18 protein-coding genes are annotated in these 24,084 nt (G+C 56.9%); 6 read left to right on the top strand and 12 right to left on the bottom strand.

Annotation, left to right across the window (positions count from 1 at the left end):
* The first annotated feature begins 111 nt into the window (after nt 1–111).
* Entirely contained in the window at nt 112–564 is a 453-nt protein-coding gene (locus Pla100_RS17280; RefSeq protein ID WP_146578947.1) for a DUF420 domain-containing protein, read from the top strand.
* Nucleotides 565–870: 306 nt separating this feature from the next.
* Here Pla100_RS17280 and Pla100_RS17275 read toward each other — a convergent pair whose 3' ends face one another.
* Together Pla100_RS17275 and Pla100_RS17270 are read right to left on the bottom strand one after the other, a co-directional pair.
* Nucleotides 871–1,275 (bottom strand): cold shock domain-containing protein, encoded by a 405-nt coding sequence (locus tag Pla100_RS17275; protein WP_146578946.1) that lies wholly within the window; start codon nt 1,273–1,275, stop codon nt 871–873.
* Between the two features lie 59 nt (nt 1,276–1,334).
* The gene (locus tag Pla100_RS17270) at nt 1,335–2,027 is read right to left on the bottom strand and encodes a YqgE/AlgH family protein (RefSeq protein ID WP_146578945.1); all 693 of its coding nucleotides are present in this window, start codon (nt 2,025–2,027) and stop codon (nt 1,335–1,337) included.
* A 174-nt stretch (nt 2,028–2,201) separates the two neighbouring features.
* On the opposite strand from Pla100_RS17270, the gene pdxH reads away from it, so the two are divergent.
* Entirely contained in the window at nt 2,202–2,870 is a 669-nt protein-coding gene (pdxH, locus tag Pla100_RS17265) for a pyridoxamine 5'-phosphate oxidase (RefSeq protein ID WP_146578944.1), read from the top strand.
* Complete coding sequence (locus tag Pla100_RS17260; RefSeq protein ID WP_146578943.1) at nt 2,870–3,424, top strand: DUF4416 family protein; 555 nt, start codon at nt 2,870–2,872, stop codon at nt 3,422–3,424. The genes pdxH and Pla100_RS17260 overlap by 1 nt, the downstream gene beginning before the upstream one ends.
* A 154-nt stretch (nt 3,425–3,578) precedes the next feature.
* Here the strand turns inward: Pla100_RS17260 and Pla100_RS17255 are convergent, their stop codons facing one another.
* Nucleotides 3,579–5,660: a sigma-54-dependent Fis family transcriptional regulator gene (locus tag Pla100_RS17255; protein WP_146579093.1), complete on the bottom strand. Its 2,082-nt coding sequence runs from the start codon at nt 5,658–5,660 to the stop codon at nt 3,579–3,581.
* Nucleotides 5,661–5,836: 176 nt separating this feature from the next.
* Here Pla100_RS17255 and Pla100_RS17250 point away from each other — a divergent pair, with 176 nt between their 5' ends.
* Together Pla100_RS17250 and Pla100_RS17245 are read left to right on the top strand one after the other, a co-directional pair.
* Entirely contained in the window at nt 5,837–6,664 is an 828-nt protein-coding gene (locus tag Pla100_RS17250; RefSeq protein ID WP_146578942.1) for an enoyl-ACP reductase FabI, read from the top strand.
* 5 nt (nt 6,665–6,669) lie between these two features.
* Entirely contained in the window at nt 6,670–7,707 is a 1,038-nt protein-coding gene (locus Pla100_RS17245) for an ROK family protein (protein WP_146578941.1), read from the top strand.
* Nucleotides 7,708–7,808: 101 nt separating this feature from the next.
* Here Pla100_RS17245 and Pla100_RS31675 read toward each other — a convergent pair whose 3' ends face one another.
* Nucleotides 7,809–7,970, bottom strand: a complete 162-nt coding sequence (locus Pla100_RS31675; RefSeq protein ID WP_231603177.1) for a hypothetical protein — start codon at nt 7,968–7,970, stop codon at nt 7,809–7,811.
* Nucleotides 7,971–7,977: 7 nt separating this feature from the next.
* Between Pla100_RS31675 and Pla100_RS31670 the strand changes: the two genes are divergently transcribed.
* Nucleotides 7,978–8,130: a hypothetical protein gene (locus Pla100_RS31670; protein ID WP_231603181.1), complete on the top strand. Its 153-nt coding sequence runs from the start codon at nt 7,978–7,980 to the stop codon at nt 8,128–8,130.
* 89 nt (nt 8,131–8,219) lie between these two features.
* Here the strand turns inward: Pla100_RS31670 and Pla100_RS17235 are convergent, their stop codons facing one another.
* The 8 genes from Pla100_RS17235 to Pla100_RS17200 form a co-directional block, all read right to left on the bottom strand.
* A complete protein-coding gene (locus tag Pla100_RS17235; RefSeq protein ID WP_146578940.1) occupies nt 8,220–9,620 on the bottom strand; it encodes a DUF1501 domain-containing protein in 1,401 nt (466 codons plus the stop codon).
* Nucleotides 9,610–13,644 (bottom strand): DUF1553 domain-containing protein, encoded by a 4,035-nt coding sequence (locus Pla100_RS17230; RefSeq protein WP_146578939.1) that lies wholly within the window; start codon nt 13,642–13,644, stop codon nt 9,610–9,612. Before Pla100_RS17230 ends, Pla100_RS17235 begins: the two co-directional genes overlap by 11 nt.
* Nucleotides 13,641–14,438, bottom strand: coding sequence for an IclR family transcriptional regulator (locus Pla100_RS17225; protein WP_146578938.1), 798 nt, complete (start codon nt 14,436–14,438; stop codon nt 13,641–13,643). The genes Pla100_RS17230 and Pla100_RS17225 overlap by 4 nt, the downstream gene beginning before the upstream one ends.
* Before the next feature lie 223 nt (nt 14,439–14,661).
* On the bottom strand, nt 14,662–15,321 hold the full coding sequence (locus Pla100_RS17220; protein WP_146578937.1) for a hypothetical protein: 660 nt from the start codon (nt 15,319–15,321) through the stop codon (nt 14,662–14,664).
* 180 nt (nt 15,322–15,501) lie between these two features.
* Nucleotides 15,502–17,970, bottom strand: coding sequence for a DUF4838 domain-containing protein (locus tag Pla100_RS17215; RefSeq protein ID WP_197168026.1), 2,469 nt, complete (start codon nt 17,968–17,970; stop codon nt 15,502–15,504).
* Nucleotides 17,971–18,092: 122 nt separating this feature from the next.
* Nucleotides 18,093–19,883, bottom strand: coding sequence for a LamG-like jellyroll fold domain-containing protein (locus Pla100_RS17210; protein ID WP_146578935.1), 1,791 nt, complete (start codon nt 19,881–19,883; stop codon nt 18,093–18,095).
* A gap of 167 nt (nt 19,884–20,050) precedes the next feature.
* Nucleotides 20,051–21,349 carry a DUF1552 domain-containing protein gene (locus Pla100_RS17205; protein WP_146578934.1) on the bottom strand — a complete coding sequence of 433 codons (1,299 nt, stop codon included), beginning with the start codon at nt 21,347–21,349 and terminating at the stop codon, nt 20,051–20,053.
* Nucleotides 21,350–21,355: 6 nt separating this feature from the next.
* Nucleotides 21,356–23,980, bottom strand: coding sequence for a DUF1592 domain-containing protein (locus Pla100_RS17200; protein WP_146578933.1), 2,625 nt, complete (start codon nt 23,978–23,980; stop codon nt 21,356–21,358).
* Between the last annotated feature and the right edge of the window lie 104 nt (nt 23,981–24,084).

Below are 24,084 nucleotides of genomic sequence, written 5' to 3'. Positions count from 1 at the left end.
CGAAAAGGGGTCTGACCCTCTCCGGCGATACCCAAAAAACAACGATTGTCGCCTCGCCTCCAAAGGGTCAGACCCCTTTTCGGATAGGCTCTCATTGAAAGAATTGATTTTATGTGGGATATGCTTGCGGCGAACTTGCCGCATCTCAACGCTGCTTTGAATACGATCGCGACCGTCTTGTTGGCGATGGGTTTGTGGAACATCAAAAACGGCCGGGCCAAGAAACACAAAAAGCTGATGATCAACGCTTTCCTGGTCAGTGCCGCGTTCTTGTTGTGTTACTTGCTACACAAGTTCGCCCTCTATCAGTCGACGGGGCAGTGGAACAAAAAGTTTCCTGAAGACGCCTCGTCGTCGGCGCGGATCACGTATTTGTCGATCTTGATCCCTCACATTTTGCTGGCGATCAGCGTTCCGTTCTTGGCATTGCGTGCAATTTATTTGGCCAAAAACGGCCGCATCGTTGCCCACAAGAAACTCGTCCGATTCGCTTTCCCGATTTGGATGTATGTGTCCGTCACCGGTGTGTTGGTCTATGTGATGTTGTACCAACTCTACGCGTGAGGCAACAATCGGATATAGATGTAGGCTGGGTCGCAGCAATAGCGAAGACCCGGCACGAGTGAATTTAACCGCATCTGAACCCCCCTTCGGTCTTTGAGAATGACTCGCGAGCGGTGCTCCTAGGGGAAGCTTAGGTTTAAACTTAAACTTAAACTTAAACTTAAACGCTGACGGCTAGCTACTACCTGCCGGGTGTTCGTCGCCAGAGCTCTCCTCCACCCAGCCTACTCCTCCACCCAGCCCACTCCTCCACCCAGCCTACTCCTCCACCCAGCCTACTGGTCCACCCAGCTACTGGTCGCTTCACTAGGATTTATCACGCCAGGTTGGGCGTTTGCGTCTTGCTTTGGGGTGGTGGAAGGTGAACTCGAATGTGGCGTCGCTGGCTTTGAGCTTGCGTCCGGTCGGTCGGTCGGTCGGGCGAACGACTTTTGCCCGGAGTTTCTTGTTGATTTCGAAGTGATCGTCATCGAGTTCAAATTCGACGAACATCTCCACCTGAGGGATCCAGTTTTTGTCGGACTCCCAAGCCATCTTGTGAAAGAAGACGTCTTCGCGGAAGTCTTCAGCGCGGATGAAACCGAACTCGCCGTTCTCCTGCATGAACTTGATTTCGCCCAAACGCTTCTTCTGGATGCGGAAGGGCTTTTCCTTTTCGTCGTCGTCGCGACCGTCGTTGCGGGAGAAAGCGGAAAGAGGACGGTCGGCCACGTTGTCAAATATCCAAGGAGAAAACGGCGAAGGTGCCTGCTGATGAATGGCCCTGGAGCTTAATTCAGCATCGCGGCATCGGCAACATGTTCCGTGCCCAACCATCGGGATAAACTGTGTGAAGTCGCTCGACGGATCAGGGCGGGCCACAACAACCCATCTTCGGTCGATAAAATGTCCGATGTGGCTGGCATTCGATGCCACACGCCCGTTTCGATTTCATGGTTCAGTTGGGTTTGGGTCCAACCGAGATGCCCGATGATCAGTCGATATGGCAGTTTCTGTTCGGCTTGCAGCAGCATTTCCAAATGGTCACGCTGGGCAGCGACGAAAATCCCTTCACCGGCCTCCGCTTCACCCAATTCCGGCGAGCCGTGTACCGCCACAACAGGACCGGATAATGGCCCCCCGAAATGCAGTGACTTACCGGTTAGCATTTGACCTGCCGCCGGATCGTCTTTGGGACCGACGATCATGATCATGGGCTGAGGAGGCGTTTGGATAAGCTTGTGATGCTTGGTCGTGGGCGATGGTTTGGGAAGACGGTTGGCCGAACTCGACGTTTTCGCATCGAGCGGGGCAGGGTTTGCGGCGGTTCCGCCTACCTGAACACTTTGCAATGGACGGTTGAGTAATAGGCCGATCGCGTTATCTTCGTCTTCATGGACGAGCAAACACACGCTCTGATCCAAGATAGTCCCCTCCACGATCGTCGAGGCGACCAATAAATCACCCACTTGAGAATTTCGCATATTCAATCCGACAGTAGAAAAAACGGCCATGCCACCTTGGCATGGCTGCCGCTGAGTTAGGTAATGGAGGCAAGCGGCGCGCCAAAGTTCCTTTTTTCGGCCGGGAACTTTTCATTTTCCCCATTTGACCGGTTTGTCCGAGAGCCGGACCATTTTATTGATGAGAGAAATTTGATGTCCTTATCACGCATCGACCAAATGCGACAGAATTACACACTCGGTGGGCTCTCTGAACAAGACGTCGATTCGGACCCGATGGTTCAGTTTGGGAACTGGTTTGCGGAGGCGACGGAACCCGGATCGGCCTCGGGGATTCCGCCGTGGCTTGAACCCAATGCGATGACCCTATCCACGTCCGATCCGGACGGCACGGTTTCCAGCCGTATCGTGTTGCTCAAAGGAGTCGAGCGGAACGCATTTGTGTTTTATTCCAATTATGCGTCCCACAAAGCGTCCCAAATTTCCGCCAACGCACATGTCGCCCTGTGTTTTTATTGGCCCCATTTACAGCGACAAGTGTTGGTCCAAGGGGGCGCCGCCAAGATTGATCGTGAGCGTTCGTTGGAATACTTTCGGTCGCGGCCGCGTGACAGCCAATTGGGGGCTCACGCGAGTACTCAATCGTCGGTAATCGCATCGCGTGAAGTGCTCGAACAACGGATGGACGAGTTGCGACGCCGATACCCAGGCGAGACTGAAATCCCGTTGCCTGAAAATTGGGGCGGCTATGCGGTGGTACCTTCTTGGATCGAATTTTGGCAAGGAAGGACAAGCCGTCTCCACGATCGCATCGTCTATCGAAACGAAAACGATGCGTGGACCATCGAGCGGTTGTCGCCCTGATGTCGGAACTTCGATTAGTCGAACCCGTCGTACGAACGTGCGCGATTATCTCGCGGCACGCCGGTGCGCACCGTTGGGCGATCGAGCGATTGGCTCGGACCTGGGGGCCGATCGTCGAATCCACCGCGCCGTCGATTTTTCCCGCGAGTTTCTATCAAGAGACGATGGGTGACGGACTGACTAAAGTTCTCGTCGCGATGGAACCATTGTCCGATCCCGGCGAACTGGCCGATTGGAAAACGTCGACCAATGCTTGGGAGGCCGAATACGCGGCCGTATCGGACCACAGCGACTCTCGCCCGGTGAATTTGGACCCCGGTTACGTGTCGCAGGCGAAATTAGTTTTGGCGACGATCAAGGACCGAGATCACCGCATCTATCTGCGCGATGGCATCTTTGCCGAAGTGACATTGAACTACATGAAAGGGCGATGGGTTCATCATCGCTGGACCTATCCTGATTATCGAACCGACGAGGTCGCTGACTTTGCGATGCGGTGTCGCAATCGGTTGAGGAATCACCTGCAGTCAACCGGTCAATTTCGTCGTGGGTGATTCGTTTCATCTTGGTTGTCTCGTTCACGAATCGTCAATACGAATGCTTGGCATCGCGGGATTCATTCTTCAAGTGGTGGCGACTTTTAGTCGCCAATTCAGGTCCTGGCGACTGAAAGTCGCCACCACTTCTTTTTCACGCGATGGATCGTCCTCAATCCGGGTTTCCAACGCGTTCTGAAGTTTCAGACGTTGGCATGCCAAGCTGCCGCATCTTGCGGTAAAGATTGGAACGATGGACGCCCAATGTCGCGGCCGCCTCGGTCATGTTGCCGTTTTGTGACGCGATCACCTTTTCGATGTGATCGATTTGAAACAAGCGAGTCGCTTCGTTCAAATTGGGATCGAGGACCTCCATCCAGGCTGGGTTGGGTTCATTCGATGTGCCGCCGGTGTCTTGCAACATCAGATCATTCGCGCTGACATCTGGGCCACTGGTCAAGTAACACAATCGTTCGATCGTGTTGCGAAGTTCACGAACATTCCCCGGCCAAGGATGGGAGAGAATGGCTTGTTGAGCCGAGAGATCCAGTCTTGGAACCACGCGACCGATCTTTTCGCAGAAGTGACTTAAGAAATGTTCGGCCAACAGCAGCACATCTCGGCCTCGTTTACAAAGTGGCGGTAACGTCAACGAGACGACATTCAAGCGAAAGAACAAGTCCTCGCGGAACCGCTTGCTCGCGATCAATTCTTGCAGAGGTTGGTTGGTCGCCGCGATCACCCGCACATCCACGGGGATCGGTTGAGAACCGCCGACACGGACGACGACACGCTCCTCGAGAACTCGCAATAACTTCGCTTGCCCGCCTGGACTCATGTCCCCGACCTCGTCCAGAAACAGCGTTCCGCCGTGGGCCAGTTCGAACTTACCTTGACGGGTGCTCGAGGCATCGGTGAAGGCGCCTCTTTCATGTCCAAACAATTCGCTTTCGAGCAAGCTTTCCACCAGCGCGGCGCAGTTGACCGCCACGAAGGGGCCGTTGCGTCGTTCGCTTTGATAGTGAATGTGTTGAGCCAAGACTTCTTTGCCGGTGCCGTTCTTTCCGAGGATCAGAACGCTCAAGTCTGTCGGGGCGACTTTCGTTGCGTTGGTGCGGACGTCACGAATCGAGTCATGTTCACCGATTAATCGATTCGAATCGGCGGCTTGAGAAACAAGTCGGTCGCGGGTCCGCGTCAGGTTGGCGCGGGTTCGCTGTGTGTCGATCGCAACGGCCGCATGCACGGCCAACTCCGACAACGTCCGCACGTCGGCGGCGTCGAACTTGCCGCCTCGGTGATCATCGCTTTTCGCGTTGATTGCTTCAAACACCCCAATGATCTGATCTCGAGCGTTGAACATTGGAACAGCGAGTAATGATTTCGTTTGAAAATTCTGCGATTGGTCGACCCGGCGGTTAACCCGTTCGCCATCGATGCCGCCGGCGGACCACCATTGAGGCGATCCTTCCCTGAGCACCTCGCCGACGATGCCTGCGTCGTCTTCGACCTCGAGCACACCGCCTTCAACACCGATCGCTGGTCGTCCGACCAAACGATGACGAGCCCTATCCCATAAAAAAATGGTTGCCCGATCGCAGCCAAGCACTTCGCAAGCACACTGAGCAACCGATTGCAACAACGCGGCGTCGTCATCGAGTTGCTGCCAAGCGGCGGCGTTGTGCAACATGCACGTGGTCTGCCACAGACGGCGTTTGTCTTCTTGGCGGTCACGGTTCAACGCGAGGAAACGCGACAACGTGACGGTGAGCGTTTGCAGGACGGCCGCCGGTGCGGGACGACCACCGATGGACAACAGCATCGCACAGTGAGGAGCCCCCGGCATGACCTTGGCATCATGATCCCGAGCTGATGAAGAGTCGTGAGAACCCGCCGGCGGCATGCCCGCGAGCAGATTTTTGGCCGAACAACCGATGGCGGAAAATTCACCTTTTTGGGTGATTTCTCCGTTTTCCAACGCCTCGCTTGCCAATTCATGAGCGGCCCGTTCTTGTGCGACCGAAACGTCAGTACCCGTCCAATAAACGGTCTCCCACCGACCGTTGACTTGGCTGACCACGCCGCAGCGGATGCCTTTTTCGCTCGCGTCGGTCGCATTTGAGTCGTTTTTAAGGTTACCGGAAGATGACCCAAAGTGATGACCGCCGGTGAGAAGCCCCAACAAAAGCGGCATTTTCTCGCGGATGATTTCTTTATCGGACAGTTGGCCGTCCGGCGGGGAAGCTTCGTCCATGAAGTGAGCCTTGCGGCGTAAGGGGGTCGAGGGCGATGAATGCGAAGGGGTATTTCCGATCACGCGAAAATCCAGCTGTGTGTCAAGGATGCCTTGTTGCCATGACTCTCCGTGACGATGATGCACGGCGTCGTCGGAACGTTGGAACAAGAGATAGTTTGTAGGAAAGGGAACAGATGCAATTTGAAGGTAAGAAAGGCTTGATCATCGGAGTGGCCAATGACCGCTCCATCGCCTGGGCGATCGCCCAGCAGATCATGAATCAGGGGGGGAAATGCGGTTTCACCCACCTTCCCGATCGTCCTGACGATGAAAAACAGAAGAATCGCCGTCGTGTGTCGAAGCTAACTGATCCGCACGACAACGCCGAATTCCTGTTACCTATGGACGCGAACAACGACGACGACATCCGCACCACTTTTGAGCACACCGCCAAAGTTTTTGGAAAAATCGACTTTCTTTTGCATTCGATCGCCTTCGCCGACCGCGACGATCTCGGCCGGGAAACCATGCATACTTCCCGTTCAGGCTTCAAACTTGCGATGGAATCGAGTGTTTTTTCATTAATGGCGATCACCGCCGCCGCCGAACCGGTGATGAATCCGGGCGGCGCGATCCTGACGATGACCTATTACGGTGGCGAAAAATGCGTTCCCGGCTATAACGTGATGGGCGTCTGTAAAGCCGCACTGGACGCCGCGATGCGTTATTTGGCCTTCGATATGGGCGCGCGGAATGTGCGAGTCAATGCTCTGTCGGCCGGACCCGTGCAAACGCTCGCCGGACGAGCCGCCGGGGTGGAACGGATGTTGAAAATGTACGAACACATGTCCCCGTTGGGGCGAAACATCACTCACGAAGAAGTCGGGCGGACCGGCGCATTCTTACTTTCGGACGACAGTAACGGCGTCTCCGGTGAGATCCTGCACGTCGACGGCGGTTACCACGCGATGGGCAGCCCCGGGCGGTTACTCGATGAGATTGAAAAAGCACAGAAAGGTTGAAACGGATGACCACCACCACTGCACCAGAAAACTCGACCGCCCCTTACTACTGGGGCATCGACGTCGGCGGGACGAGCATTAAGTGCGGGCTCGTCGATTCGGCCGGTCAAACGATCGCGTTTGAACAAGTCCCCACGCTCGAAAGCGAAGGCCCGATCGCCGGCGTCAAACGCATCGCCGAAGTGATCGCCCAGACCGAAACCCGCTGCGGCGTCGTCGGCAAAGTGCCGCGGATCGGCATGGGAGCCCCGGGGCCGATGGACCTGCCACGCGGATACCTCGTCGCACCGCCGCAACTCCCCTCGTGGTGGGATTTCCCCATCTGCGGCGAACTCACCAAAATCACCGGTCGCGAAGTCTCCTTCCTCAACGACGCCAACGCGGCCGCCTACGGCGAATTCTGGCTCGGCAGCGGTGCCCGAAATAGCTCGATGGTTTTGTTGACTCTGGGAACCGGCGTCGGTGGCGGCGTGGTCATCGAGAACGAATTGGTCAACGGTGTGAACAGCTTCGGAAGCGAATGCGGTCACATCCTCGTCGATCCGGGATCTGACGCCCAAATCTGTCGCTGGGGCGGCGGCCGCGGTCACTTGGAAGCTTACGCTTCCGCGTCCGGTGTGGCCTTGCGGACGCGGCGACGATTGATCGAGCACCCCGAAAGCAGTTTATACCCGCTGCTTTCGGAGCCCGAAAATAAAATGACAAGTAAATGTGTTTACGAAGCGGCACTCGCCGGGGACGCGTTCGCCTTGGCGATGGTCGACGATACCGCGCGTTGGCTCGGCGTCGGAGTGACGACGATCATCCACGTGATCGATCCGGGCAGCGTCGTGTTGGCGGGAGCGATGAACTTCGGTGGTGCCGAGTGCCCGATCGGCCGACGGTTCCTCAACGGCGTTCGCGAAGAGTTTCGCATTCGAACCTTCCCCAACGTCTACCAAGGAACCGAGTTAACGTTCGCCACGCTGGGTTCCGACGCGGGCTATCTGGGTGCGGCCGGCTACGCCCGCAAACAACACACGGACTTGTCACTCAAGAGTTAATCTTGTTCAAGCGGCATCGGATTTTACTTCCTGGACATCTTCCGTGAAGCTAGGCCAGCAGTTCCCCGAGTACTCCGGTACTGTCTCCGTGCCGATCGACGTTAAGGCCGACGCCTCGTAGCAGCGTTAGCCACAAGTTGCACAGGGGTGTCTTTTCGTTTGGCAACACGACGTGCTGACCGAGTTGGATGCCTGCACCGCCTCCGGTGACGAGCGTCGGGTAGTTCGCTCGAGTTGACGCGGACGCCCAGCAAGCTTTGCATCGTGTTGATGTATTCGCGCCGATTGAGCCGCCGCATGGTCGTCGCCCGGTTGCGTTTCATCCTCAGGCGGCATCTCACCGGCGTTCAGCTCACCGAGAACTTTTTGCCAACGTTCCGCCGTCGAATCATGTTGGTCGTTTGGATTCTTGCCAAGTTCTGACGACACAAACAGGTTTGACCAGTTTGTCTGGGTTGATTCTGTAGGTCAAATTCTAGCACCTTTGCCCAGGAGCCTCCGTTGGGATGCGATCACGCGAGAATGTCTCGCAAGACTTCTCCATGCACGTCGGTCAGTCGCACGTCGCGGCCGGCGTAGCGATAGGTTAAGGCTTTGTGATCGATGCCGACTTGATGCAATACGGTTGCCCACAGGTCGTAAATCGATGCCGGGTTCTCCACCGCGTGGTAGCCGAGATCATCAGTGGCACCGTAAGTCGTTCCACCTTTGACGCCACCGCCGGCGAGCCAGACACTGAATCCGAAGGGGTTGTGATCGCGACCGTTGGAGCCTTGCGTGAACGGCGTGCGTCCGAACTCACCGGTGAAAACGATCAGCGTTTGGTCGAGCAATCCGCGCTCCCTCAGATCCTTGATTAACGCGGCGATGGGTTGATCGACTTGGTAGGCCATGGCCCGGTGCCCCTGCTCAAGATCACCGTGCTGATCCCATGGATTGGCTGCGCCGCCGGCACCGATGCGTTTGGTCAGGCAAGAGAGTTCGATGAAGCGAACGCCCTTTTCAGTCAAGCGGCGTGCCAACAACGCTTGTCGCGCGTACGCGGCCTTCTCAGGGTCGGAATCGTCGAGGCCATAACGTTTCCTGGTCGCTTGGCTTTCACCGGAAATATCACAAACATCCGGCACGGCGGACTGCATTCGAAAGGCGGTCTCGTAGTTCTCGATGGCCGCTTCGACGTTTTGGTTGCCGCCTAACTCGATGTTGAATCCGGTGTCCTGGCGATGCACGAAGTCCAGCCAATGCGTCTGAATCTTGTCAGCTTGGGCTGGCTTGATATTGGAGATCGCGGGTTGCTTGTCCGCCTTCAGGATCGAAGCCTGGTGCTGAGCGGGCAGGAATCCGCTGCTGAAGAGTCCGACACCGCCGTGCGGGGCAACCGCATCGCCGCTTTGCAGAACCACATAACTGGGCAGATTTTCATTCGCGGATCCCAGTCCATAGCTGAGCCAGGCACCCGCGCTGGGATAGCCCAAGAAGGGAAACCCGGAATGCATCGCGAAGTTGCCCTGGGCATGTTCGTTCACTGGCGTGGTCATCGAGCGAATAACGGAGAGTTCGTCGGCCACTTCCCGCAAGCCGGGAAAAATACTGCTGATCTCGATTCCGCTTTGACCACATTTCTTGAACTCGAACGGTGATGCGAACACGTTGCCGTTGTTGTTGAACTGGGTGCGTTGGACTTCCACCGGCATCGGTTTGCCGTGCAGTTCCCGTAGCTTGGGTTTCGGATCGAACGAATCCACATGCGATACACCACCGGACATGTAACACAGGATGACGGTTTTCACTTTGGCCGGCGGAGCAGCAGCCGACGCGTTGCGGGCGTTCAAACCGGCGAGGGCGAGTAAACCAAATCCGCTCGAACTGCGTCTGAGCGATTCTCGCCGCGAACATCGATCGTCAGCGAACATAAATGAATTCCTTCATGTTGAAGATAGCCAACGCGAGATCGGCGTAAGCTTGGTTGGCGGCGACCGGTTGCCCCAATGAGTTGAGATCGGATTCCAACGATTGGATCGCTTGGTTCAGCTCGTCGACACGTTGCTTTTGCAAGGGTGCCATCGCGTCCCAGATCTGTGCGGCAGAGATGAAAAGGTGATCGCCGGTTGCTGAAGCGGTTACTTCGTCCGGCGTCAAAGCACGGTCGTAAAGAGCTGCGTCAAGAATCTTGCCTTGTAGCATTCGATTGCCCGCAAGATTAGTTCCGTGGCGTAGGCCGAACACAACGTGGGCCTTGTCCTGTTCAAAAACCTGAACGTCGGTCTTGTAGGGTTTGCCATAAGGTTTGCCATTTCGATAACCGATGATCGTCCCGTCTGATTGATAAACAATCGTGAAGACGACCGGTTGATCGAACGCTTTCGGTTCGTCGGTTCCGTCAAAAGATCGAGTCCGACGGTGGTGATCGCTTCCGGCCAACCAATGCTGAGGGTGACTCTCGGCGAAGACGATCGAATCGAATTGCTCGCCGCCGAGCGTCTGGACGGTGATGACACCACCGCCGCGTTGATCAAAGTTATCCAGCATTACACGCGCTTGAAGCGTTTTGGCTTTCAGAGTTTTTGGTAGCGGCGGCGTGCTGACCCAGCCTTTACCATCGACTACGAGAACGCCGTTTTCGACTCGGGCATCGCCCTGGGGTTCGCCGTGCAGTGTCCCGATCGCATCCCGTAGGTTGCCCTCAAAATCCCAGTGAGCCATTGGTTTCAAATTGGATGGTTTTTCATCTTCTTGAATGCCGTGAACGCGGGCTAGTTGAACACGAACTCGCTCTTCGATGTCGCTCACTTCGGTTCGCCGGTCAGCGATCTGTGATTCCAGTCTCGTTCGTTGGCGGCTGAGTTCGGCATACTTGTTTCGAAGATCGGCAACCAACTCGGCGGCTTGTGTTTGTTCCTGCGGGCTCGGATCACGACCGAGCAACCGACGCCAAGTTGTATGAACGAACTTGCCCTCGTCGTCATTTGACACGGCAACACGATTGGCCAGGGCGAGCACGAACGGATCATTGAACAATGCCAGCGATTGGGCCGGTACGGTCGTTACGTCGCGGCGGCCCTTGGTCGCGAACGGAACCGGCGCGTCGAAAGTGCCGAGGAAAGGATCGAGCTGGTTGCGAACGACTTGAACGTAAACGGATCGACGATCCGCGCGGCCATTCACGGGTGGACCGTAGAGTTGGCGATCCAGCGTGCCGGCCGCCACCAGCAGCGAATCCCGGATCGACTCGGCATCGAGTCGCTGTACGTTGAAGTGAGACAGAAGTTGATTCTCCGGATCGGTCTGGAGGGCCGTTGGTGATGGCTTGCTATCCTGTTGCCAAGTTTCGCTGGTGACGATCAGGCGGATCAATTTCTTAAGCGACCATCCATCTTCAACAAAACGGGTGGCGAGGTAATCAAGCAATTCCGGATGCGACGGCTTCTCGCCCATGCGGCCGAAGTTGTCGACGCTGGGGACGATCCCGCGACCAAACAGATGGTGCCAAACGCGATTGACGATCACACGGCGGGTGAACGGATTGTCGTCGCGGAGTAGATCCTCGGCGAGTTCCAACCGACCGCTGAGATGGGTGTCATAAGGTTGAGAATCGATGGCTTCGAGGAAGCGGCGGGAAACGGGGGCAAGCGGCTGTTTGTGATCGCCGCGCTCATAGAGCGGTTGATCGTGTGCCTGCCATTCCGCTAGCGTGGGAACGCGGGTCGGAACGGGAATCTCATTTTCCAATTCGCGATAGCGATTGATCAGTGATGTTGCCGGTCCGAGTTCTTGCAGGTCGTTGGGCAGTAGCCCGTCTTTGAGGCAACCGTTGAGGAAGCTCGCCACTGCGTCATCGACTTCGCCTTGCTTCCATGCTTGGACACTGTCCGTCAAGGCTTGCATGTAGATGGCAACGAGGTCGGCGAACGATTCCGGCGGCGATTCTTTTGCGGCAGCGAAGATCGGTTCGAGGAAGTCGCGAGGTTCGACCGGCGGCGTTCCGTCCTCAGGGATCAATACCGCGTCGTGAATTCCAAACCACGAGCGGTCGGACGGTTGCGTGAGCAGCGGTGCGTCGCGCGCGGCCGTCATTTCGATGTGAATTTGGTCGCCCGCCCAGTAACCGACATCGTAGCGTAGCCATTGCCAATCGGAATTGACGTCGTCGCTTTTGAATTCCTTGACGGGATACACGGTCCCACGCCGCGGATAATTCTGGACGACATAGCGAGCCATCGCATTGCCACCACCGGTGACACGCAGCCACAAGGTGTTCTTGCCCTGAAGCTGAAAGTCCGGCGACGTTAAACGCGCCGAATGTTTTTGAGAGATCAGGTGCGAGTAAACACCGCCGGGATAGATGCCCAGTAGGGCACGTTCACCGGCGGGGTCGATGGAAAACTCACCGGGCGACGAACGCGTTTCAGTTAAGCCGATCCCTTCGCGATACCAAGTCGAGAAATCTGCCTCAAACGGGTATTCGGTTTGATGATAGGCCGCGACCGATTCCTGATAAGTATCCCATTGCTGGACTTGTTCTTGCCACGCGCCGGCGAAGGCTTGTCGATCCGGTGCGTCACGCTTGATCACATGCAAGAGATGTAATGGCGAAGACGGTTGACCGGCGTTCTTCATTAGCTCGCGGTCATGCGCGAGACGGTTTGCCACGTCGTCCGTCGCGTTCAGCCAAACATCGGCGACGGCACTTCGGATCACCGTTTTTAACTCGGTTAGTTCACGCAAATTCGTCGTTTGTTGGTTGATCAAATCGACGGCCTTGCGACCCGGACGGGTCGAACCGAGGATACCAAACAGTGCGTAATAATCGGCTTGGCTGATCGCGTCAAACTTGTGGTTGTGACAGCGAGCGCAAGATACCGTTAAACCCAGGAACGCTTTAGTGAAGACGTTGATTTGGTCGTCGGTGAAGCGGACCTTTTCATCAAGCGCATCGGTCGGCGCGAAACCATGGAACACCATCCGCCAATGGGCGGTGCCGATCAGCGATTCATTGATCGCGAGTTCGTGGTTCAGCCGAGGCTCGGCAAGCAGATCGCCGGCGATGTGCTCTCGGACGAGTTGGTCGTATGGCACATCCTCATTGAGTGCACGGATCAGGTAGTCCCGATAAAGATGGGCGTTCTCGATTCGCGGATCGCCTTCGGAGCCGTGGGATTCGGCGTAACGGAGCCAGTCCATCCAATGTCGCGCCCACCGTTCACCAAAGTGAGGACTATCGAGCAGTTCATCGATGAGCTGGTCGACCGCAGCGGTCGGGTCACGCAGTTGCATGAATCGATCAACTTGTTGCTCGGTCGGCGGCAGCCCCGTCAACGCAAAGCTCAATCGGCGGAGCAGCACTTGAGGCTCCGCCTGCGCTGCGGGTTTGAGTCCGGCTTCGTTGAGGCGGTTTCGAATCAAGCGATCGACCGGATGATTGACGCCATCGATTGCCGGCGGATCGTGATCGCTGATCGGCTGAAAGCTCCACCAACTCTTGCGCCGCTGCATCACGGCCGACCAGTCGGTATCGGCGGCAAGCTCATCATCGGTCGGCGGATGATCACGCGGGTCCGGCGCTCCTATCCGGACCCAATGCTCGAAATCCTGAATGATGGCGGCGTCCAATTTAGGTGCGGCGCTGGGCATTTCCAGGTCGTCGCGATCGTGTCGAATTGCTTGAATCAGCAGGCTTCGATCCGGATTCCCTGGCACAATTGCCGGCCCCTGATCGCCCCCCTCGAGAAGACCTTTTCGATGGTCGAGAACCAGCCCGCCGTCGGCGTCGCCCTTGCTGTTGTGACATTCGTAGCAGTCCTGAGCGAGCACGGGGCGAATGCGTGTTTCGAAAAACTCGATCCGCTCCGGCTTCTCTGCCGCATTCGTTAACGAACCAAGTCCTGCGAGCAAGATGAGAACAAAAAATCGAATGCTCGAGCAAATGAACCGGGTCATGACAAAAGCTCCTTGCGAATCTGGGCGGCTGCTTCGAGACACCACTGTCCGAGTTCGGGAATTCGCTTTCGTGGCAGCCGCATGGTCGGCGACATGACGGTGATCGCTGCCACGGGACGATGATAGGCATCCACAATCGGTGCCGCGACACAACGAATTCCGGTGATGCCCTCTTCCCAATCTTCCGCGTAACCTCTTCGGCGGGACCGCTGCAGATCGTCCATCAAGTCGGATCGGGTAGCCTTGGTATTCTCGGTGAACGGTTTCAGTTCGGTCGTCGCCAACCACTGATTCAGTTCGGATTCCGCTAACGCCGCCAGAATCGCCTTGCCCGGTGCACAAGAATAAAGCGGAACCTGCATTCCGATTCGTCCCATCACCTGAACCGGTTCGAGTCCCGAGACTTGTTCGAGTACCAACCCCTTGCTGCCGACCCGAATCATCAACTGCACCGTTTCGCGTGATCGATCTCGCAAGCATTGCATGGCGGCGTGAGCACACTGCGTCAGGCTCTTATCGACAGCTCGTGGTTGGTAGCTCTCCATCAAGCGACTCGTGAGCACGTAACGTCGGCTTTCATCCTGCCGACTCATGTAGCCGAGTGTCTCCAGCGTCGTCAGTACACGCAAAACGAGATTGGCCGAGCACCCCGTCTCCTTGACGACTTCCGCTTGGGTCAATCCTTCGGCCTTCCGCCCGATCGCTTCAATCACAGCCATCGTCTTGGCCACCGTCGGAGCGGGCAAATCATCGTTCAAAGGCACTTCCCGCTCGCGAATCGTCAATGACGCCATTTCATCCACCTTAAATCAAATTTCTAAATTTAGAGAGCCCTCTATTTTTAGCGAATACGACGACGGGAATCAATCAATTGCGGAAGTTTTTGGGATTCGTTCCATGGTGCATTCCTCGAAGATCCGTTTTTGCCTCGAAAATGGAACTCATTCATTCACCATTCGACACGCGACTTCCACACGTCGTTGGCGATCACGCCGTCTGAGAAATGGTTTCACCGTTTCAATTGTTCGGTTGAGCATGCCAGAGTGCGACGTTCTTCAACTGCGCGCCTTGGCCTTTGGTGATCAAGGCGACAATTCCCTTGCCGTCGGCAAAGCGTGAGTGCTTCGCTGCAACAACATGCTCGCCAACCTGAACGCGGTATTGGTCTCCGATGATTTCGATCATGATCGAGTACCAAGCATCGGGATCGAGCGGCGTTTTCAGTTCAGCAATCTTGATCGACTTGGTCGTCTTGGCGATGCCGCTCATGTGCGTGATCCAAATGCCATCACGACTGATAAAGGTGCGAGCAAGATGATGATGCGGCTTGATGTCGTCGCGACAACCAAACGCAATGTGTGTCGCGCTACCAAGGCGAAACTCGCCACGAATCACCAGATGCGTCGCGTCGACATGGTAAGTCAACGACGATGCGTGTTTGTCTTCGGCCACTTCATCACCGTGCAACGCCCCATCGGCGATCCACCACACCCCGATCCCCGCTTGCCAATCGAGCAGAGGTTTCTTCCGCGTCTTAGGATGATCCTGATCAAACGGACTCGAGACGATCAACCGTTCAGGAGTGCCAAGCACGGTCGCAGGAGACTCGGAAGCTTGACCGCGAGCAACGAAAGTGCCGAAGATGAGAAGCAGACAAAAGGTTGAGATTCGATTCATGATTCGGTTAGCTTGCGTTCGTGTTGGACGATTGCGTTGTGAAGTGGAAAATAGGACATAACAGTTTACCTGAGTCGATCTTGTCGAAGATCAAGGGTGTGACCCGGGCAAAGCCATCGCGACGCCTTGGTGACGAGATGTAACCAGTGGCGTAGCGAACCTCTCCGAACATGATTTGGCTCATTGGACAAAAATTTCCCCAAACATCTGCGTGTCGTCAATCGCCTTCGCTTCCGAGCCGATGGGTGAGAATGCCGTGGTTTCGCCATCGTCCGAACCGACGCGTTTTCGGAAAAGATTGAAGTACCACGGCAGGCTCGTTCCTTTGCCCGAGTCGAGCGAGGAGGTTTTTGACTTGAACGGCATGTTTCCCACCAACTGGTGCAGTGGATCCTCGTCCGAGGAAGCAACCGGAAGCTTCAGTTCCACGGACCAAAAGTCGTCGCCGTGGTGCGTGGCGACTTCGGCCTGCGCCGACCAGTTGAACCAGTTCTTCTTGTCGGCACCCCGGTCGAGACAAGTGATCGATCCATCAGGATTCACGACGATCTGGTAATACGAATGCTTGTCGGTCTCGATCAGCAGCTCAAGGTGCTCGCCGTTCCAGATGGCGGGATCGCCATCGCGACTGCCGCCGATGTTAGGAGGCACTCCTAATTCTCCGGTGCAATGGATTGCAAAGTAGAGGTTGTCGTTCCACCAGCGGACGCGGAAATGAGTTGGATACCGAGGCTTCTTGCCGGTGTCACTGTCCTTCAAATTTCCGCGCAAGCTGTAGCCGTTCCAGAATGGTTCGTCGATCTTGCCGTCGATGACCAGCGTGTCTCGAGCATCTCGCCACTTGTCCTTCCCCATGTCGATCACTCGAAATTGGGGGAGACCGGCGGGACGGGGGATAGACATCTGCGAAGCGCGATTCCGCAGCGTGATCAGGAATTCTTCCACTAACGCGATGCGTCGGCCGTAGACCGACTCGGGAGCCGTCGCCGCTTTTGCCTGATCGAAAAGCCGGATCGCTTCGCCGACCGCCCCGCCGTCGCTGCCGAGCCGAGCGTAGTTCGTTTCGCAGTATTCGATGAAGGCCTTCATCTCCGCAGCGGCCGATCCGTAGAAGAGGTGATAGTATTCATCCAGCAAGCCGTCGACGTCCTGATCCGCGTCCCACCACAGCCTGGAGATGACGTACGGATTCAGATGGCTCATGCCCGGATGATGCAGGCCGCCCATGCCGCTGGAGAGCCACACGTCTTCTCGCCAGACCTTTCCGGAGGTGTCCCGCAATCCGCGGGCAATGACGTGCGGCCAGTATTGCGGCCGATAAGCACCGCGGTTGGTAAACGGTGTGTAGTTCAGGGTCAACGACAAAGGGTTGCGAGTTTTCGCCTGCCAACTGCGACGCAATTCGGCCGCGTCGTTGTGGGTTTCGTTGTCAAGTTCACGGATCGGACGGCCGTTCGTGATTTGAACCCAAACATTGTCGGGTAGCCTGTCGATCGAAAGCGGCGGCAATCGGTAAGTGCTGTAGGCGCCGCAGAACACCTTTCGATCCGGGTGGGATTTGGCAAGTTCGTTAGCCACGCGGACAACAAACTTCCAGACATAATCCGAGGCCAGCCCCGAGGGTCCGCGGTCGATCGTTGCCTGTCCCTTGCATTCGTTGCACTGGCAGTGGTTGAACCCATCGTGAGGCATGACCGAAACGATCGGCATGTCGTAGTGATCAAACATCAGCCGAGCGTACGCGACCGTTTCCTGGAATAACCCTGGCGACGAAAGACAGGCATTGGCCTTCTTGCTTTCGGTATCGCGTTTTCCGTTGGGCAACAGCACGTAGTATTCCGGATGGCGGGCGCGCTGGTCTGGATGTTCCGTGAGATTGCGTTGGCCGTGGTGCAGGATGCCGTATTGCTCGTTTGCACCAAGGCGCAGATACCAGAGCGCATCGTCGACCTCGGATGAGCTGATCAGCGGGCGGCTGACCGATCGCACCTCGAACTTCGGAGAAACAACGCGATTGACTTCGGGCAGCGCGATCGTATTCGACTTCGGCACAATCTCGCCCAGTTCCCCCGGCATGTACCAGCGGACGCCGAGGTCACCAAGAAAGGCGTAGACTGCATTGAGTGAACCACGATGGTCGAAGTTCCAAATATCAAGCTGCTTGCTGTAATTTTTGTAGAGCGACGCGGCGACCGGGTTCTGCCACGGGTGCCCGGCCAACGTCATCCAATCCGCCTGCTTGTTGTTCAACCAGTCGGTGTGGCTACGGGCCCAAGGTTCAACAGGAGTGAAATCCCAATCCCGTCCTACCAGCGCCAACCAGTCCGGCCCCGATACCAGGCGAAAGGCGTCTCTTCCCAAATCCTCTGCGTTGACTCCGGCCCGACGGGCATATTCGCTTTCGCCAACGTAGATTTTCACCGGCATCGCGTCGGTCGGCGATGTGACGATTTCAAGCCGACTCCCGGTGATCTTTTCGAGGTAACTCTGCAATTCGACGGCCGCCAGCTTCACCGCGCGGGGAGGCGTTTCCGCGACAACGATTTCCCCACGTGATTGGCCTTGCTCGACAAGGAATCCATCAGCAGCGTGCAGCACCATCAAGGGCGTTAGCAGCAGAGCAGTAAAGTATGTGACGGCGAGTTTCATGGTGTGGTGATCCGGTCGCTGTGGAACGTGATATCGCTCGATCTTTGGACGGCAGCGGCGAACATTAGTGCCAATCCGTGGCTGAGTTTCATTAAGGGGTGTCGATGAGCGAGACGTCGTCGTCATTGAGCGGGCCCCAGCGATTTGATCGGAATGATCGCCAGTTCGGCGCTGTTAAGATTTCCTTTGCGTCCGCCGTTGTTCGAAAAGCCAACAAAGAGTCTCCCTTCGTGTTCGATCGCGCACGGATACGAAAGGGAGAGACGTTCAGAGGATTCGCCCGGACCATTGTGCTCGCTGCGACGGATGACGAGAACTTGGCTCAGTTTAACCTGCCCCGGTTGGGATAAGGCGATGGTCAGAGGTGCGCGTTTGCCGCCGTTGTTGCGAGCGGTGGTGCAGACAACGTAACGTTGGCCGGTGCTGAGCATTCCCGCAGCCGGCTTGGAGGTTGCCATCGGCAGATTACTGATTTGACTCTCCGTCCAAGTGCGACCGTAATCGGGGCTGGTCGCCACCAGCGCGAAAGCGTCGCCGCCGTAACGTGCTACGTTCGTGATGTTCGGGCCGTCGACGATGATCGACGATTCGCCCCACATCCGCTGAATTTCTTCAGGCGTTTCGATTTTCACAAAATCCCATCGCGTCAAGTCATCGCCGTGACTGATTGCGACCGCCGCCGGAAAAACTTTGTTGTTGGAATACGCACCAAACGAACCGCCAGCCATGATCCAATTCCCATCGTCCATCTTCACCGGTTGGTTCATCGGCCAGAATCCGTTGTCAATCACGACGCCATGTGGGGTCCACTGGCTGGTTTCTTCGTTGAGCGAGTACGCACGCGTGTGGATGTTTTCCATAAAGCCGTGGTAAGCACCATGAAACGCCCACAGCTTTCCTTCATGCGACAGGAAAACACCATGACTGACCGCGAGGTTGTGTTCATTGCCTGCGTCGATCACTTGCAAAGGCCCCCATGTCTCGCCGCCGTCATCGCTCACCCGATATTGAGCTTCTTCGGTGACTGTGTTCTCCGCCCCTTTGTTGTGACCGAACGAAGCGTAGAGTTTGTCTTGGTGCCAAGCCAGACCGACGCCATGAAGAAACGTGTAACCGTCGTTCGGTTGATCCCATTTTTTGATGACGTGAAAATCAACGCCAGCGACTTCAGTTAAGTCGGCCGCGACGTCGAGCGTTTCTCTTTCATCCCACAACGGGAACCGCGACGGCGGATCGGGGATCAACAAGACGGCGTCGTGGGGGCGGTAGCGGGCTATGATCTCTTGAGAGTTCAACGGACGATCGAAGTAACGGGCTTCGTCGATCGCTCCGAAGAACGTTTGACGGATGCGTCCTGCATCGTCGATGCCGCCGAAGGTCAGCTTCGCGGCGGTGCGTGGAAGCGGTTTTGACAAGTCCTCGCGGCCGGCCATTTCTCCATCGAGCCATAACTCAGCTTCGCCCGGGCGGACCACCACGCCGACTTGATGCCAGTGACCGGGCTGCGGTTTCTTTTCCGCCGCGATCGTTTTCCAGCCATCCTGCCAGACGTAAAGCCGGAAGCGTCCGTCCTGGTCAATCATCACGCCCCACTCGCGTTGGTTTTGCGAATAGCTGTTCTTGCCCGCGAGGATTTGTTGTTCGTTGCCTGGATCGTAAGGATTGACCCACAGCGTCAAAGTGAAACCGGGATCATTCGCCGCGTAGCCAGTGGAATCCGGCACGACAAACAGCGATCGGCCATTGAGCGATTGGGCGTTGCCGTGGACGCCGACAACCGGACTAGCATCGCCTCTCAATGAAAGCGCCGGTGAGTTGCTCGCCTCAAAGGACCACTGCGTCGTTTCGGCTTGGGCGCACAACGCAAACGTGGAACAAAAGAAGCTGAGAATAAGGACAAGATGGATGTTCATGGATTGATCGTCGAGAGTCAAATTTGGTTCCCGGCTCCCGCATGGGAACCCAATGCATCGCAGGCTATCGCTTGCTTAGTTGAGTGATCGGGAGGCGGGAGCCTCCAAGACAGTGCGTTCCCAGGCGGGAGCCTGGGAACGAGTCGATGTCAGGCTACGTCGGTTTTTCATTTTAGCAACTCATTCAGGTTTCCGTCGCTCGATGCGAAGGCGTCCGCTTCGATACCTGCGGATTGCAATAACGTGACGAAGAGGTTCGACAAAGGCTTGTTGTGGTCGCGGTCAAACGCCAAGTGCTGGCCGTGTTTCAAGCCTCCGCCGACGAGGAGGATGGGTAGGTTGGTCGAATTGTGAACGTTGGCGTCGCCCAGGTTGCTGCCGAACAGGATCATCGTATGGTCTAGCAGATTCGATTCACCCTCGGTCTTTTCAGAGAGCCGGCCGAAGAGGTCGCGAAGCACTTGCATCTGGCGGCGATCGACTCGCTCGAGCTGCGCGATCTTGTCTTTGGCTTGCCCGTGATGACTGAGGTTATGATAGCCGTTGAGGGACCGTTCCTCCTCGCTGATCTCGAACACCGGCGTGGCAAATCCATCGACCATCAAGGTCACGATCCGAGTCGAATCGCTCTCGAAAGCGAGTTGGGCCATTCGAAGCATGAGGTCGAATTTCTCAAAGAACTTCGCCTTGTCGAGAATGTCCTCCGGCGCGTCCCGGTCGGTCGCTGGTTTCGGTTTCTGCTCCCATTCTCCGGCAACATGCAAACGCTCCTCCAGTTCCCGCACGGAGGTGAAATACTGGTCGAGCCGGTTACGGTCATCGCGACCGAGACGACTTTGGAAACTGTGCAGGTCCTCCGAGACCGTATCGAGAATGCTGCCGTGTTGTTCAAGGCGTTTGAGTTGGCGTCGCACTTCGTCCGGACTCCCTTGGACGAACATGCGTCGAAAGAGTTCAGACGGTTTGTCTTCGGTCGGCAGCAGAACCCCGTCCCGCGTCCACGAGAGGCTGCGATTGGCCTTGTCGATGTTGACACCGAGGTTGAGCGTGGTGAATCGCGTTGGTTGCCCGAGATGTTCGACCGCAAACTGGTCGAGTGAAATGGTGTTGCGGAAACCGCTTCCCGTTGGATCCTTCGCCGCAGTCAAGAAACAGTTTTCTGTCGAGTGTCCGCCCACCACGGCCGGATGCGACAGGCCGCTAAAGACAGTGAACTGCTCTCGATAATCACGTAGCTCTTCGAGGTACGGCGACAGCGCATAGTCCCGTCCGCTCTCCTTGGGGAAAAAGTGCCAAGGCAACACGCCGAGGTTGTTCGAGATCAAGAGCATCCTTCGCGGCGGCTTCTCGACTGAGCGGGCAAAGGCAGGCGATGCAAACTGAGCGAGCGTTGGCAAGCCGATCGCGACGCCGACACCACGCAAGAACTGGCGGCGGCTGGTGTTGGTGAACGATGAGATTTTCATGATGGATTATTGTGGGTTGGCTTTACCGCCAAAGAGTTCACTCACTACAAACGCGTGGATCAAATCGCCGATGCGATAGCCGTCGCGTTCGCACGCATCCAGGATACTCTCGACAGTCGGGCGATCGGAGAAACGGACGGGAACGCCGGTCGCATAAAGCGTGAATTGCCCGACTAGATTTCTCGCCAGGGAACGTGGATCGGAAACGAGATGGGCTTTGAGTTCGCGAACGTTATGAAACGTCCGGCCATCGCGCAGCTTGCCTGAGGCATCGACCGCAGGGCCGACGAAGTACGTGTAGGGGTGACCTGCGGGATCGATCCCGGTGATCTTGTCGCCTTTCTCCAGTCCCCGGTAACGATCACGCCAAGCACCCATCACGTCGAAATTCTCCAGTGCGAAGCCGACCGGGTCGAAGTGGGTGTGGCAAGCGGCGCAGGATTCAACCTCAGTGTGTTTGGCGAGGATATCACGAATCGTGGCCGCGCCTCGGATATCCGGCTCGATCGCGGGAACGGACTTTGGTGGCGGGGGTGGCGGATCGCCGAGAATCTTTTCCATCACCCAAACGCCGCGCAGCACCGGTGAAGTTGTGGTGCCGTTGGCGGTGAGCTTCAGGATCGAAGCTTGGGTGAGAAGACCACCGTAGGGACTCCAGTCAGGCAATTGCGTTTTCCGCATCGCCGAACCGGGCGTGCGCGGAAGATCGTAATGCTGCGCCAGGCGATCGTTGACGAAGGTGAAGTCGGCATCGACGAGTGTCGTCACATGCAAGTTCTCGCGGATCATCGCGCGGAAGAACGATTGCGTTTCCCGCTGCATCGAATCGACGAGGTAGTCGTCTTTGCGAAATTCAGGATAGAGCCGTCCATCGGGGATGTCGCGCCGCAGTTTGCTGAGGTCGAGCCATTGATCGGTGAACCCTTCCACAAAACGATCGAAGCGGTCATCCGCGATGAGGCGTTCGGTTTCCGCACGCAGCACTTCGGGGTTGCCGAGTCGTCCGGAAGCGGCGTGTTCCTGGAGTTGTTCGTCCGGCGCGGTGTTGTTGAGAAAATACGAAAGCCGCGCAGCGAGCGCGAAAGGATCGTTTGGCGAAGGTTCATTTAGGTAGACAACGTGTCCTGAGCACAGGAACGCTTGATAACCATTCGTCATCGCTTCCACAAACGTCGCGTCGTCGTTGAGCCTCGCTTCGATGAGGTTCAGGTACTTCGCGATCGCCTCTTCCGGGACCGGCTTTCGCGCGGCGCGACGGGCGAAGTAACGAAAGAGTCTCTCCGCATCGGCTTTCGGATCACTGCTGTTTACTTCCACACCGAAACGCGAACCCGGCGGTGCTTTGCCAATCGGCAGGTCGCCAAAGAGCACGTGATGGGATGGCGGTGGCCACGTTTCCGAAACGAGCGGTCCTTCGACTTCGAGCCACTGAAATGCCGCGCCCCGATGACCTTCGGGCGGCATCGGCGGGAAGTCATAAAAGAACCCGCCATCGGTGCGAATGAAAGGCACGGGCAAACCGAGCAGGCTATACTCGAACGTCTCGCCTGCCTTCAAGCGGATCTTCGTCTCGAAGACATTGGGCTCGGGCAGCAGGTCGATCCAGCCGCCCGTTTCCCGCACGTCGCCCGAGACGTCTGGGCCAGACGGTTGGCGTGCCCGGAAACTCATGGGCTGAGGCTGGTGCGCCGGTACAAGCCGAAAGTCCGCGAGCTGACGCACGGCACGGGCGGAGAACCGTACACGGTACGTGCCGTCGTGTTTCGCTTTGAATCCGCGCGGGTAGCCGTAGTAGGGCCAAGTCGCTGAACGGAAGATCGCCAACTCAAGCGTCTCGTCCCGACGTTGCTCAGGCGCCATCTTTTGGTGGTCGCTCGACGTGATCGGCACCATCACTCCGTCGCGCGCGAAGAACATTGCTTCCCGTCCACCGAAGCTGTCGAAAGAGGGAAACAGATCGGTTCCGCTGGCGCGATGCGTTTGCGTCGGTAGCGGTGTCGTGCCTGATGCGACGGCCACTTCCAACGCCGCCTCTGCGGCATCGAGCCAACCTTCGAGCTGAACGCGGGAGACGTCAAGCATCTTGGTTACTTTGGTGAAGCCGTGATATTCGCGATCGGGCGGGAGCTTGTCGCGAACATCGAGCTGTGGAAGCTGCAAGAGATCACGTAACTGATCCTGATACTCGTCACGAGTCAGCCGGCGCATCGGCCCGCGACCGTGTTCAGCGACCTCGGCTTGGTCCGCTTGTCGCAGGACTTCACCCAAAGCCGCGACATACTCGCGACGTTCTTCTTCGGCAAGATCGTACCCGCCTTCGGTGGGCGGCATTTCGCCCTGTTCGACGCGATCAAAGATCCGCACCCAACGCTCGCGATTGGTCGGATGGTCGGGCGTGAACTCGAGTGCGACCAAATCAAGGTCGCCCGCCATCATTTGCTCGTTGTGGCAATCGGCGCAGTAGTTCTCGATCGCAATCTTGACTGGCTCGGGTGCTGCGGCGGAAGATTCTTGGGAGGAGGTTACTCGCAGCGGGATCAAGACACAGCACACTAAAAGCGTCCGGAGCGACGCAGCCGCGATCAGCGAGCTGGTCGAGCGCGGAAAAGGGTGGCTGGCTTGTGTGTTCATGTCCAATCAAGTTGTTGAAATCAGTGATCAGCCGCAACGCGCTAGCGTGCGGTTTTCGCGGTAACCGCGTGCTAGCGCACTGCGGCTGATCAGAACCGCACGCT

Origin of the sequence: Neorhodopirellula pilleata (assembly GCF_007859915.1) — a bacterium.
In the GTDB taxonomy this organism is placed as follows: domain Bacteria; phylum Planctomycetota; class Planctomycetia; order Pirellulales; family Pirellulaceae; genus Rhodopirellula; species Rhodopirellula pilleata.
This window is presented reverse-complemented; position numbering and strand designations above follow the sequence as displayed.